Raw genomic sequence first — 12663 nt, 5'->3', positions numbered from 1 at the left:
CGCGGCGGAAATTTCCACGGGCAGTTCCCGACACGTAGACCGGGTTGAAACGATTATATCAGCACTTCGCGTCGCCTTTGCGATCCAACACGGCAGAAACGCGCATTTTTCGTAAATTCTTTACTTTACAGGGCCCTTTCCCTGCCGCATCCATGCGCTAGCTAACGCTGCCGCACCGAAACACCGTAGGAGGGATCATGGCCAAACAGAAAGTCGCAATGCTGACCGCCGGAGGCCTGGCGCCCTGTCTTTCGTCCGCCGTCGGCGGCCTTATCGAACGCTATAGCGACGTCGCGCCCGAGCTCGAAATCGTCGCTTACAAGTCGGGCTATCAGGGTGTCCTCCTTGGCGACAGCATCGAGATCACCCGCGCGATGCGCGAAAAGGCGCCGCTGCTGCACCGCTATGGTGGCTCACCGATCGGCAACAGCCGCGTCAAGCTCACCAATGCCGCCGACTGCGTCAAGCGCGGTCTGGTCAAGGAAGGCGAGAATCCGCTGCGGGTCGCCGCCGAACGCCTCGCCAATGACGGCATCACCATTCTCCACACGATCGGCGGCGACGACACCAACACCACGGCCGCCGACCTCGCCGCCTACCTCGCCGCCAACGGCTACGATCTGACCGTCGTCGGCCTTCCGAAGACTGTCGACAATGACGTCGTGCCGATCCGCCAGTCGCTCGGCGCCTGGACGGCCGCCGAAGTCGGCGCGCATTTCTTCGACAATGTCGGCAACGAGCAGACGGCCGCCCCCCGCACCCTCGTCATCCATGAAGTCATGGGCCGCCATTGCGGCTGGCTGACGGCCGCCACCGCCCGCGCCTATCTGCAGCGCACCAGCCGCAACCAGTATGTCGACGGCCTGATGATGGACGCGCACCTGAAGAGTATCGACGCCGTCTACCTGCCTGAGATGGCCTTCGACCTCGACGCCGAGGCCGCCCGCCTGAAGGAAAGCATGGACCGCAACGGCCACGCCACGGTCTTCGTCTCGGAAGGCGCCTGCCTCGATGCCATCGTCGCCGAGCGCGAAGCCGCCGGCGAGACCGTCAAGCGCGATGCTTTCGGCCATGTGAAGATCGACACGATCAATGTCGGCGCCTGGTTCCAGAAGCAGTTCGCCAATCTGCTCGACGCCGAGCGTTCCCTGGTGCAGAAATCGGGCTATTTTGCCCGCTCGGCGCCCGCCAACGGCGATGACCTCAGGCTGATCCAGAGCATGGTCGATCTCGCCGTCGAAAGCGCGCTCAATAAAGTCTCCGGCGTCACCGGCCATGATGAAGGCCAGAACGGTAAATTGCGCACTATAGAATTCCCGCGCATCAAAGGCGGCAAGGCTTTTGACCTTTCGACGGCATGGTTTGCCGAAGTCATGGACAATATAGGCCAGAAATACAAAGAAGCGTGATTGACGGATGGTTAATATGATGTCTTTGCTTGTTCCTGAGGAATAGGAGGAGACACCATGTCACTTGAAGCTTGGCTCGCTTTTGCGGCCGCATCCGCCATCATGCTGGCCATACCGGGGCCGACGATACTGCTCGTCGTTTCCTATGCGCTCGGTCATGGGCGCCGGACGGCGTTCGCGACGGTGGGCGGCGTGGCGCTTGGTGACTTCACGGCGATGACGGCTTCTCTCTTCGGTCTCGGCGCCGTCCTGGCCGCCTCCGCGACCCTCTTCACCGTCTTGAAGTGGATCGGCGGCGCCTATCTGATCTGGTTGGGAATCAAGCTCTGGCGGGCTCCCATCATCGGCGAACCGGTTGCCGACAACGACAACCTGCCGGAGGAGAAGTCGCTCAAGATCTTCCTCCACGCCTATGTCGTCACCGCCCTCAATCCGAAGAGCATCATCTTCTTCGTCGCCTTCGTGCCGCAGTTCCTCAATCCGGCCCTGCCCTTCGTCGGGCAGATGGCGATCATGGAAGCGACCTTCCTCGTTCTGGCGATCCTCAACGCCTCTACCTACGCCCTTCTCGCCCATAGCGCGCGCGGACTGATTCGCAAGGCGAGCATCCAGCGCGCAGTAAACCGAACCGGAGGCACTCTGCTGATCGCTGCAGGGGCTGTAACGGCCGGGTATCGCCGTATTGCAGCCTAGTAATATTCCGTGGTTGCCGGAATGCCACGAATAGGTTAATGGGGTCACCAGGGCTTAAGGCTTTTGGTAACTTTTATACGCTGCCGGGGCGGCGCGATTTCACGAAAGTGGCGGAATGGTAGCGATCGGATTATCCGGCCTGAAACGCAGTCTTGTCGTCTCGACGATACTCTGCGGCGTGATGACGGGATGTACGAGCGTCGAATACACATCCCAGGCCGAACTGACAGCCGCCCAGACCGTCGTGCCGATGCCGAAACCCGGCGAAGATGCAACACTCGCCGCGATCCCGACAGCCGAAGGCGCAGCCGGTCAGGCTGTTGCAGGCGCCACCATTCCCCAGGCATCATCCCCCTCTCTGACCGCAACGGCGATGCCGGCCGTGACAGCCTCCCAGCCTGGCGATCTTACCATGCAGGCCGGCATGCAGCCGGCAGCCTATGCGCAGATCCCGCTGACGCCCGAGATGACGGCGATCCAGTCCGTCGTGCCGACGCCGCGTCCGGGAACGGCGGCACAGCCGACGACGCAGCTTGCCTTTGCCGCGACACCGCAAAACAGCGCGCTTGCAGCACTTGCCGCAGTCGACACCACGCCGCGCGCCAGCATGGACTACGGTTTCGACGAATCCGGGCCGATCGATCCGCCGACCGCACCCCCGATGTTCAGCGACGACGACAAAGACGATGCGCCGACCGTCGAGAAGAGCTTTGTCACCAAGCTCATCCAGAAATATTCGAAAATCTACGAAATTCCCGAGACCCTGCTCCATCGCGTCGTCCATCGCGAGAGCCGCTATAATGCCAAGGCCTACAACAAGCGCGGCTATTTCGGCCTCATGCAGATCAAGTACAACACCGCCAAGTCCATGGGCTACGGCGGCGCCCCGGGCGGCCTCTTCGATGCCGAGACCAACATCAAATATGCCGCGAAATATCTGCGCGGTGCCTGGCTCGTCTCCGACAGTAAGGAAGACGACGCCGTTCGCCTTTACGCGCGCGGTTATTATTACGACGCCAAGCGCAAGGGCATGACCGACATCGCCCAAGGTAACTACTGAAACCGGGCAATTGCTGAAGTAGGGATGACGACTGAAACGGCGGCCTATGGCTGCGGCTGGGCTTGTCGTTGCGATCCGGCCTGCCGCTGCGACGCCCCCGAAGTCGGCAGGGCCGCCAGGATCGCCTTGAGAAGCACCTGCGGCTGGTAGTCGAGCCAGCTCGGCGTCAGGCCAAGCCTGACGACCACCAGATTGGCCGAAGGCACGATCGCCACGCTCTGCCCGTCGTGCCCCGTCAGCCAGAACGTATCCTCAGGCAGCCCGGCCCCAGCGCTCGAGCCGCGGCCGGGCGCCAGCCAGGCCTGGCCCTGCGAATACCGCCCGTTCGAAGCCGCCGTCGGGGTGCGCATGGCGCCGACGAAACCCTCCGGCAACAGTCGCTGGCCGTTCCACACGCCATCCTGCAGCAGGAACTGCCCGAAGCGCGCCCAGTCATGCGCCGTCGCATAGAGATAGGAGCTTCCGGCGAACGTGCCGCGCGCATCGAGTTCGAACACGGCGCTCGTCATGCCGAGCGGCGCAAACAACGCATCGTGCGGATAGGAAAAGGCCGCCTGAGCATTACCGACCCTGTCCATCCAGATGCGCGAGAGCAGCACGGCCGTGCCGCTCGAATAGCGGAAGCGCTGGCCGGGTGCCGCCTCCATCGGCGCATTGGCCGGCAGCGATACCATGTCGGGATCGAGATAGAGCATGCGCGTCACATCGGCGACGTCGCCATAGTTCTCGTTGAAGGCAAGACCGCTCTCCATGCCGAGCAGATCGGAAACCTTGATCTTGGCACGCGCATCGTTCTTCCACTGCGCCAGCAGGTTATCGTCGTCGAAGGAGATCTTGCCGCCGAGCATCTGCCGGCCGAGGATCGTCGCATTTACCGTCTTCGTCATCGACCAGCCGATCAGCGGCGTCTTCGCCGAGAAGCCGGGTCCATAGGCCTCAGTGACGATGCGGCCATTGCGCACCACCACGATCGCCCGCATGGCCGGGCCGGCAACACCGGGATCTGCCAGCAGCGCCGCGATCTTCCCGTCCGCTGGATTGCCGGTTCCCTCGCCCTCCGGCCACAAGGAGTCGTTCGCCTGCATCTTGACCGGCGGATCGAAAGGCGCTGCATTCGCCGCCGCCTCGAAATTGCCGTCCGGCACGCTCGTGCAGCCGAAAGCACCGCGATAGAGCGCATAACTCGGCGCAAACAGCCCCATGAAGCGCGCCGTCACACGGTCGTTGTCTCGGTCGACGCTGACGCGCACCAGCCGCAGCAGCGGATTTCCAGGCGCCTGGACGTCGTCATGGAGCACATCCTCCGCCTCCCGGCCGGCGATGAAGACATTGGAGCAGACGATCTTGGCGGCATAGCCGTCGCCGACGCGCAGCAGCTCCGGCGGCCGGATGAACAGCCAGCCGGCGGCAGTGATGACGAGGAGAACGAGAAGGAGAGCAAGCGCCTTCAGGATACGCAGGACAAATCGCATGGTATTCCTCCATGCCGGGAGAAAAGCAGGAATCGCACGCGCCGGAAAGGGGTCGAAGCGAAGAAGGGCGATCCTCCCGATCACTTTCCCAGGAGAGCCATCCCGGTCGCTTTCCCGAGGAGGTCGAAGCCCCAGGAACGGCTCCCCCACAGCCCACGTCATCAAACTGTAGCAGTGGCGCGCTACACGCCCTGAACGCTAAAAAGGTGACAGACTCATGTCAGAATTTGCACCGGATGCCGGCTTCCGCAAGAACCGGAAACTCAAGGATGCCCTTCTCCGCCATAAGGCTTTTTCGAAGGATGGCTTTTCCGAGCGTCTCTTCGGCCTTCTCTTCTCCGGCCTCGTCTATCCGCAGATCTGGGAGGATCCGGATCTCGACATGCAAGCGATGGAGCTGAAGCCAAACCATCGCATCGTCACCATCGGCTCCGGCGGCTGCAACATGCTCGCCTATCTCTCCAAAGCGCCGGCTTCGATCGACGTGGTCGATCTCAACCCGCACCACATCGCGCTGAACCGCCTGAAGCTTGCCGCCTTCAAGCATCTTCCCGGCCATGCCGATCTCGTCCGCTTCCTGGCAATGCCGAACGAGAAGTCGAACAGCCGCGCCTACGACCAGCATCTCGCCGCCCGTCTCGATGAGGCGACCCGCAGCTACTGGAACGGCCGTAAATTCGGCCGTCGCCGCGTCACAGTCTTCGACCGCAACATTTACGAAACAGGCCTGCTCGGCCGCTTCATCGGCGCCGCCCACCTTCTTGCCCGCCTGCATGGCGTCAAGCTGCGCGAGATGACCAAGACCCGCTCGATCCGTGAGCAGCGCCAGTTCTTCGACGAACAGATCGCGCCGCTCTTCGAAAAGCCGGTCGTGCGCTGGATCACCGGCCGCAAGAGCTCGCTCTTCGGCCTCGGCATTCCGCCGCAGCAATATGACGAACTCGCAAGCCTTGCCGCCGATCATTCGATCGCGCCGGTGCTGAAGCACCGCCTGGAAAAGCTCGCCTGTCATTTCCCGATGAGCGACAACTATTTCGCCTGGCAGGCCTTCGGCCGCCGCTATGGCACCGAATCGGAAGGCCCTTTGCCGACCTATCTGAAGTCGGAGCACTATCAGGTGATCCGCGCCAATGTCGACCGCGTCAATGTCCACCACGCAAGCTTCACCGAGCTTCTGGCCCGCGAGCCGGCCGCCTCACGCGACCGCTACATCCTGCTCGACGCACAGGACTGGATGACGGACGAGCAGCTGAACGACGTCTGGACGGAAATCACCCGCACGGCGCGCGAAGGCGCCCGCGTGATCTTCCGCACCGCCGCCGAAAAAAGCATCATCGAAGGCCGTCTGGCTCCGGCGATCCGCGACCAATGGGATTACTTCGAAGAGAAGTCGCGTGAACTGACTGCGCTTGATCGTTCGGCAATCTACGGCGGCTTCCACATTTACGGGAAGAAAGCGTGAGCAAGGTCGGCACTGAGACGGCAGGACAGAGCGATGAACATGCCAGCCTCATGGATGGCATGTACCGCTACCAGCGCCATATCTACGACCTGACCCGCAAATATTATCTTCTCGGCCGTGACAGCACGATCCGCAACCTCGACGTGCCCGAAGGCGGCACGCTGCTTGAAGTCGGCTGCGGCACCGGGCGCAACATGGCTTTCGCCCATAGGCATTTCCCGACCGCCAAGCTGTTCGGCCTCGACATTTCCCAGGAAATGCTGATTTCGGCGCGCAAGACCTTCGCCACCAAGGCGACGATCCCGGAATTCCGCGTCGCCGACGCCACGGCCTTCACACCGCGCGAATTCGGCGTCAGCGGTTTCGACCGCATCCTGATTTCCTACGCCCTGTCGATGATCCCGGACTGGGAGCGCGCCGTCGACGCATCGATCGCTGCCCTCAATCCCGGCGGCCAGCTGCACATCGTCGATTTCGGCCAACAGGAAGGCTTGCCGGGCTGGTTCCGGCGCATGCTGCAGTCCTGGCTTGCGAAATTCCACGTCACCCCGCGCCCCGATCTGCGCCCGGTCCTGGAAGCGCAAGCCCATGAAAACAACGCGACATTGTTGTTCGATACCGTCGGCGGCGGTTATGCCTGGCGGGCAGCTATTATCAGCAAGCGCTCATAATTCGCTTGAAACTAACCGATTTTTTACGTTGATATGATGAAAAGAGGGTTATCCTCTGCTGACTCGTCTTTTTCGAAGGTCAGGTTGTGGGGCAAAGAGATCATTCGAGCTACGACGGGACGCCCATGCGCCGGCTTTTGTTTTGCGTTTTGCCCTTGGCCGTCCTTTTGGCCGGCTGCAGTTCCTCCGGTTATGACTACCTCGAAACGGCGTCGATCAAGCCGAAGACGCGCTTCAAGGACACCGATCCCCAGGATTTCGGAGCCAAGCATCCGCAGCTCAACCAGGTGCACGGCATCGATATTTCCAAATGGCAGGGCGATATCGACTGGGGCACGGTGAAGAATTCCGGCGTCGCCTTCGCCTTCATCAAGGCCACCGAAGGCAAGGACAGGGTCGATCCGCGTTTCGACGAATACTGGCGAGAGGCCCGCGCCGCCGGCATCCCGCACGCTCCCTATCACTTCTACTATTTCTGCTCCTCGGCCGATCAGCAGGCAGACTGGTTCATCCGCAACGTGCCGAAGGAGGCCATGCGCCTGCCGCCGGTGCTCGACGTCGAGTGGAACGCTGAATCAAAGACCTGCCGCTACCGTCCCGACGCTGAAACGGTGCGCGCCGAAATGCAGCGTTTCATGGACCGGCTGGAAGCCTATTACGGCAAGCGCCCGATCATCTATACCTCGGTCGATTTCCACCGCGAAAATCTCGCCGGCTACTTCCAGGATTATCATTTCTGGGTCCGTTCGGTGGCAAAACACCCCGAGGTGACCTATTCCGACCGCCGCTGGGCCTTCTGGCAATATACCTCGACCGGCGTGATTCCCGGCATCAGTGGGCCGACCGATATCAATGTCTTTGCCGGCAGCGCAAAGAACTGGAACAATTGGGTCGCGGCCGTTTCCAAGGATAGAAATTCTTAGTAACGTCTTGCGATGTTTCTTGCTTCCGTCACATTCGTCTGTGAAAGCGACGGCAATCTGTTTGATATAAGGACCGCATCCATGCACCGCTCGCTCGCAAGCCGCTCTGCACTCGCTCTTCTGTTTGCCCTCGCCCTCGCAGGCGGCGCGGCCGCCCAGCAGGCGCAGGGCGCAGCCCCGGCAGCGCCCTGCGGCGGCGATCTGTCCGCTTTCCTCGAAGGCGTGAAGAAAGATGCTGTGGCAGCCGGCGCCAGTGCGGCAGCCGCCGACGAGGCTTTCGCCGGCGCCGATAGCGACCCCAAGGTCCTGAGCCGGGATCGCGCCCAAGGCGTCTTCAAGCAGACCTTCCTCGAATTCTCCCAGCGCACCGTCAGCCAGGCCCGCCTCGACATCGGCCGCCAAAAGATGAAGCAATATGCCGACGTCTTTGCCCGCGCCGAGCAGGAATTCGGCGTGCCCCCCGGCGTCATCACCGCCTTCTGGGCGATGGAAACCGATTTCGGCGCCGTCCAGGGCGATTTCAACACCCGCAACGCCCTGGTGACGCTGTCGCATGATTGCCGCCGCCCGGAACTCTTCCGTCCGCAGCTGATCGCCCTTATCGAGATGGTCCAGCATGGCGACCTCGACCCCGCCACCAATACCGGTGCCTGGGCCGGCGAGATCGGCCAGGTGCAGATGCTGCCGCGCGACATCATTGCCTATGGCATGGATGGCGACGGTGACGGCCATGTCCGCCTGAAACAGAGCAGCCCGGACGCTATCCTGACGGCGGCGAAATTCATCCAGCACCTCGGCTTCGAGCGCGGCCAGCCCTGGCTGCAGGAAGTGACCGTGCCCGACAACCTGCCCTTCGAGAAATCCGGTCTTGGCGGCACGATGAAGGCCGCCGAATGGTTCGCACTCGGCGTCAAGCCGCGCGACGGCAACACAGCTTTCGGCGATCTCGAAGGCGACCTCGTGCTGCCGCAGGGCCGCATGGGACCGGCCTTCATCGCCTATCCCAATTTCAAGATCTATCTCGAATGGAACAAGTCGTTCATCTACACGACCTCGGCCGCCTATTTCGGGACGCGCCTTTCGGGTGCCGAACCCTATCTCAAGGGCGTGCCGGAACAGGGACTTGCCAGCGACCAGATGAAGGCCTTGCAGACCAAGCTGCAGTCGCTCGGCCATGATGTCGGCGAGATCGATGGCATCCTCGGCTCCGGCACGCGTGTCGCGATCCAGAAGGAACAGCAGCGCCTCGGCATGCCGGCCGACGGCTGGGCGACGCCTGCCCTTCTCAACGCCCTCTGATCCTAAAGCATGCCGCGCAAAAGTGTGCAGCGGTTTTGCGACAACGGCATGCGTAAAAACAAAGAGCTAAAGCGCGACGAGCGAATCCGAAAGATCGCGACGCGCTTTAGCTGACATCTTGCCGCCCGCTTCGCAAGAAACGGGTGGCGCGATCCGCCGCCTGCGATACAGCATGAAACCGAAAACCGTTTTTCGGCAAAACGGCTTGCGGTGGAGGAACCGGCGTGGACAGCAGAATGAATGCCTGGACCTGGGGTCTGCTGGTCCTGCTCGGCCTGATCTGGGGCGCCTCCTTTTTCTTTGCCCGCATCGCCGTCCAGCACGTGCCGCCGCTGACCCTCGTCTTCTTCAGGCTGCTGCTCGCAGCGCTGGCGCTGCATATCTATATCGCCGGCCGTTTCGACTTCTATGCGATCCTCAAGGCCCGCTGGCGCGAATTCCTGATCCTCGGGCTCATCAACAATGCCCTGCCGCATGCGCTGATCTTTTTCGGCCAGACCCGCATCGGCGCCGGTCTTGCGGCGATCCTGAATGCGACGACACCGATCTGGACCGTGTTGATCGCCAACTACTTCACCTCAGACGAGAAGCTGTCGCCGGCAAAGATCGCCGGCTGCCTGGTCGGGCTGGCCGGGACGATCGTGCTGATCGGCCCCGGCATATCGGCCGGTGGCCAAGCCCCGCTCTGGGCGCTGCTTCTTCCCGTGCTTGCCGCGATCTCCTATGGTTTCGCCGCCACTTACGGAAAACGCTTCAAGAATGTTCCCGCCCCTGTCACCGCAGCCGGACAGTTGACCGCCTCTTCGCTGATTGCGCTGCCGCTGTCGCTGCTGGCCGATCGTCCTTGGGCGCTTGCCGCACCGTCGCTCGATGCCCTCCTCGCCATCCTGGCACTGGCGCTGCTGTCGACCGCCTTCGGCTACATCCTCTATTTCCGGATCATGGCGGCGGCTGGCGCCACCAATGCCTCGCTCGTCACCCTGCTGGTGCCGCCGAGCGCCATCCTTCTCGGCGTGCTCTTCCTCGGAGAAAGGCTCGCGCTGAGCGAGTTTGCCGGCATGGCGCTGATCGGTTTCGGCTTGGTCATTCTCGACGGCCGCGCCTATCGCATGCTCGCGAAGGCCGCCTGAAACCGGTTGCGAATTCCATATGTTTTCAACCAGTTGCGAGCCTGCCATGTTTTAGGCGCATAGGTAAATGTGCGATCGCCCGATTTAACGGCATGTTAAAATCTGTGAACAAAAATTTGTTGCAAATTAACAAATAATTTCAAACGCTTGCCGAAACACTATTCGACTTATCCACTGAACTCTTCTGCAGCGCAGCATAAGATCTGCTTCCCAACCGACATATTTCAGACATATTATCGGCCGGTTAACGCGAGGAGACAGACATGGGACTCACGCAATCCTTGAATGTTCTGTTGGTCAGTGCAGCGTTTGCTTTCGTCTTGTCCATGCTCTTCATCTGAGCTGGCCGACGAAAGTGTAATGACTGATAGTGCCTAAACTCCTGAATAGCTGATCAATCCGCCAACGAAAAAGCGCATGTCCCGCCCGACATGCGCTTTTCACTTTTACAGCGCCGCGCGTCTTTCAGACGCGCAAAGATCAGGCGGCTGCGCCAGCACTTTTTGTTTGCCGGCGGGAGAGGCCGAGATTGTCGAGCACGGCGGAAACCAGCGGCGCACGGTTCATCGTATAGAGATGGAAGTCGTGGATGCCGCGCCGGACGAGATCTTCGATCTGTTCGGCAGCGACTTCGGCGGCGACCTTCGCCCGCTCCTCGGGCTTGTCGTCGAAGCCTGCGAAGCGCTCGTCGAGAAAGGCGGGGATGATCGTGCCGCAGGCCCCGGCGAAGCGCTTCAACTGCGTCAGGTTCTGGATCGGCATGATGCCGGGCACAACGGGGATCGAGATGCCGGCGCCGCGCACCCGTTCCAGGTAACGCTCGAAATTATCGTTGTCGAAGAAGAATTGCGTCAGTGCCCGGTCGGCGCCATTCTCGGCCTTGCGCTTCAGCATGTCGATATCGGCCGCCGTGTCGCGGCTTTCCGGGTGTTTTTCCGGATAGGCGGAAACCGAAATCTCGAAATCGCCGATTTCCTTCAGGCCGGCCACCAGCTCCGCCGCATTGGCATAACCGCCGGGATGCGGCTGGTAGGGCGCACCGGCGCCGCCGGGCGCATCGCCGCGCAGCGCCACGAAATGCGTCACGCCGGCCTTGCGGAACGTGTCGACTACCTGATGCGTCTCCTCCTTGGTCGCGCCGACGCAGGTGAGATGCGAGGCTGTGGCAAGCGGCGTCTGCGACAGGAACCGAGTAACGGCGGTCAGCGTCGGCGCTCTGGTGGTGCCGCCGGCGCCATAAGTCACCGAGACGAAATCCGGGTCCCAGTCCTGCAGTTCGCTGACGGTATGCCAGAGCTGCCCTTCCATCTCCTCCGATTTCGGCGGGAAGAATTCGAAGGAGACCCTGATGTTGCGGCCGCGCGCTTCGTTTTTCAAAGCCATGTCATACCCTCCCGGCAAATGTAGGTTCGGCGCCTTCGCTCGTCTGCGAAGCCATGAGACGCCTCGGATCTCGCGCGAGCCAGACGGTGACCGTCAACCCCTGCCCGCTTTGCTGACCCGGATGAAGATCGACGACCTGCTCGACGTCGAGCCCGGCCTTGCGCAACCAGTCGGACATCGCCTGGTGCGAAAAACCGAGACGGACATGCGCATGCTCGTCGCGGAGATATTCGAGCGTGTGCGGCGCAAGGTCGATGACCACGAGCCGGCCGCCCGGCCGGAGCATGCGCGCCGCTTCCGCGATCGCAATCTCCGGCTGATCGAAGAAATGCAGCACCTGATGGATCGTCACCAGATCGAAATCCTGTCCCTCGAAAGGCAGGTTCAGGATATCGGCGTGGCGCACGGTGGCCTTGGTGATGCGGGACTTGTCGAGATTGGCGCGTGCCACGCTCAGCATGTCGCGGCTGGCATCAACGCCGGTCGCCCGGCGGTAGAGCCCGGACAGGAGTTCGAGGATGCGGCCGGTGCCGGTGCCGAGATCGAGCAGCGAGTCGATCGGCTGGCTGCCGAGCAGCCGGATGACGGCAGCGTCGACCTCCTCATCGGCCGCATGCAGGCGGCGAAGCTCGTCCCATTCGGCCGCGTTGCGGCTGAAATAGGCCTGTGCCCGCTCGGCGCGCTGGTGCTTGACCTGCGAGAGCCGCTCGCCGTCGCGAAGGATGGTCGGATCGTTCTCGGAAACATGCTTCAGCAACGCCCGCACCAGCATGGCGGCCTTACCGTCCTGCTTGAGGCGGAAATAGGCCCAGGCGCCTTCCTGGTAGCGTTCGATCAGTTCGGCCTCGCCGAGCAGCTTCAGGTGGCGCGAGATGCGGGGCTGGGATTGGCCGAGAATTTCGGTAAGATCGGTCACCGTCAGATCGCCGCCGTCAAGAAGTGCCAGAAGACGCAGGCGCGTGGGCTCGCCGGCCGCCTTCAAGACGTCCACCAGCGCCTCCAGTCCAAGCTTCAAGGGTTCGCTCATTTTCGATCCGATCAAGATATAAAGATATCTTTATGTGATTTGAAAAGCGGTGGCAAGCGAGAATTCGCTCTCTCCACGAAATTGGCTGCTCAAATTGCGACAGAGGCAGACATGAAAAAGCCCCGGCCGAACCG

11 protein-coding genes are annotated in these 12663 nt (G+C 61.8%); 8 read left to right on the top strand and 3 right to left on the bottom strand.

Features of this window, described 5'->3' with window-relative positions:
• The first annotated feature begins 197 nt into the window (after nt 1–197).
• The 3 genes from FFM53_RS20790 to FFM53_RS20780 all read left to right on the top strand — a co-directional run bounded on the left by FFM53_RS20790 (nt 198) and on the right by FFM53_RS20780 (nt 3162).
• Nucleotides 198–1409 (top strand): pyrophosphate--fructose-6-phosphate 1-phosphotransferase, encoded by a 1212-nt coding sequence (locus FFM53_RS20790; protein WP_029873407.1) that lies wholly within the window; start codon nt 198–200, stop codon nt 1407–1409.
• Between the two features lie 57 nt (nt 1410–1466).
• On the top strand, nt 1467–2102 hold the full coding sequence (locus FFM53_RS20785; protein WP_003541440.1) for a LysE family translocator: 636 nt from the start codon (nt 1467–1469) through the stop codon (nt 2100–2102).
• A 115-nt stretch (nt 2103–2217) separates the two neighbouring features.
• The gene (locus FFM53_RS20780; RefSeq protein ID WP_138387066.1) at nt 2218–3162 is read left to right on the top strand and encodes a lytic transglycosylase domain-containing protein; all 945 of its coding nucleotides are present in this window, start codon (nt 2218–2220) and stop codon (nt 3160–3162) included.
• A gap of 44 nt (nt 3163–3206) precedes the next feature.
• Here FFM53_RS20780 and FFM53_RS20775 read toward each other — a convergent pair whose 3' ends face one another.
• Complete coding sequence (locus FFM53_RS20775) at nt 3207–4634, bottom strand: serine hydrolase domain-containing protein (protein WP_138387065.1); 1428 nt, start codon at nt 4632–4634, stop codon at nt 3207–3209.
• 217 nt (nt 4635–4851) lie between these two features.
• Here FFM53_RS20775 and FFM53_RS20770 point away from each other — a divergent pair, with 217 nt between their 5' ends.
• The 5 genes from FFM53_RS20770 (at nt 4852) to FFM53_RS20750 (ending at nt 10119) form a co-directional block, all read left to right on the top strand.
• A complete protein-coding gene (locus FFM53_RS20770; RefSeq protein ID WP_138330503.1) occupies nt 4852–6096 on the top strand; it encodes a BtaA family protein in 1245 nt (414 codons plus the stop codon).
• Entirely contained in the window at nt 6093–6767 is a 675-nt protein-coding gene (locus tag FFM53_RS20765; protein WP_138330502.1) for a class I SAM-dependent methyltransferase, read from the top strand. The genes FFM53_RS20770 and FFM53_RS20765 overlap by 4 nt, the downstream gene beginning before the upstream one ends.
• A gap of 125 nt (nt 6768–6892) precedes the next feature.
• Nucleotides 6893–7690 carry a glycoside hydrolase family 25 protein gene (locus tag FFM53_RS20760; RefSeq protein ID WP_129419869.1) on the top strand — a complete coding sequence of 266 codons (798 nt, stop codon included), beginning with the start codon at nt 6893–6895 and terminating at the stop codon, nt 7688–7690.
• An 81-nt stretch (nt 7691–7771) separates the two neighbouring features.
• On the top strand, nt 7772–8989 hold the full coding sequence (locus FFM53_RS20755; RefSeq protein WP_138387064.1) for a lytic murein transglycosylase: 1218 nt from the start codon (nt 7772–7774) through the stop codon (nt 8987–8989).
• 224 nt (nt 8990–9213) lie between these two features.
• Entirely contained in the window at nt 9214–10119 is a 906-nt protein-coding gene (locus tag FFM53_RS20750) for a DMT family transporter (protein ID WP_138387063.1), read from the top strand.
• A gap of 480 nt (nt 10120–10599) precedes the next feature.
• On the opposite strand, the gene metF is transcribed toward FFM53_RS20750, so the two are convergent.
• Nucleotides 10600–11502, bottom strand: a complete 903-nt coding sequence (metF, locus tag FFM53_RS20745; RefSeq protein ID WP_138387062.1) for a methylenetetrahydrofolate reductase [NAD(P)H] — start codon at nt 11500–11502, stop codon at nt 10600–10602.
• A gap of 1 nt (nt 11503) precedes the next feature.
• Complete coding sequence (locus tag FFM53_RS20740) at nt 11504–12529, bottom strand: ArsR/SmtB family transcription factor (RefSeq protein ID WP_138387061.1); 1026 nt, start codon at nt 12527–12529, stop codon at nt 11504–11506.
• Between the last annotated feature and the right edge of the window lie 134 nt (nt 12530–12663).

Origin of the sequence: Rhizobium indicum, from assembly GCF_005862305.2 — a bacterium.
Classification (GTDB): Bacteria; Pseudomonadota; Alphaproteobacteria; order Rhizobiales; family Rhizobiaceae; genus Rhizobium; species Rhizobium indicum.
This window is presented reverse-complemented; position numbering and strand designations above follow the sequence as displayed.

Bases quoted from the DNA above. Each gene is read 5' to 3' on its own strand.
- FFM53_RS20760 (WP_129419869.1), top strand. From the start codon at position 6,893: ATGCGCCGGCTTTTGTTTTGCGTTTTGCCCTTGGCCGTCCTTTTGGCC.
- FFM53_RS20755 (WP_138387064.1), top strand. From the start codon at position 7,772: ATGCACCGCTCGCTCGCAAGCCGCTCTGCACTCGCTCTTCTGTTTGCC.
- FFM53_RS20775 (WP_138387065.1), bottom strand. From the start codon at position 4,634: ATGCGATTTGTCCTGCGTATCCTGAAGGCGCTTGCTCTCCTTCTCGTT.
- FFM53_RS20770 (WP_138330503.1), top strand. From the start codon at position 4,852: ATGTCAGAATTTGCACCGGATGCCGGCTTCCGCAAGAACCGGAAACTC.
- FFM53_RS20785 (WP_003541440.1), top strand. From the start codon at position 1,467: ATGTCACTTGAAGCTTGGCTCGCTTTTGCGGCCGCATCCGCCATCATG.
- metF (WP_138387062.1), bottom strand. From the start codon at position 11,502: ATGGCTTTGAAAAACGAAGCGCGCGGCCGCAACATCAGGGTCTCCTTC.
- FFM53_RS20790 (WP_029873407.1), top strand. From the start codon at position 198: ATGGCCAAACAGAAAGTCGCAATGCTGACCGCCGGAGGCCTGGCGCCC.
- FFM53_RS20740 (WP_138387061.1), bottom strand. From the start codon at position 12,529: ATGAGCGAACCCTTGAAGCTTGGACTGGAGGCGCTGGTGGACGTCTTG.
- FFM53_RS20780 (WP_138387066.1), top strand. From the start codon at position 2,218: ATGGTAGCGATCGGATTATCCGGCCTGAAACGCAGTCTTGTCGTCTCG.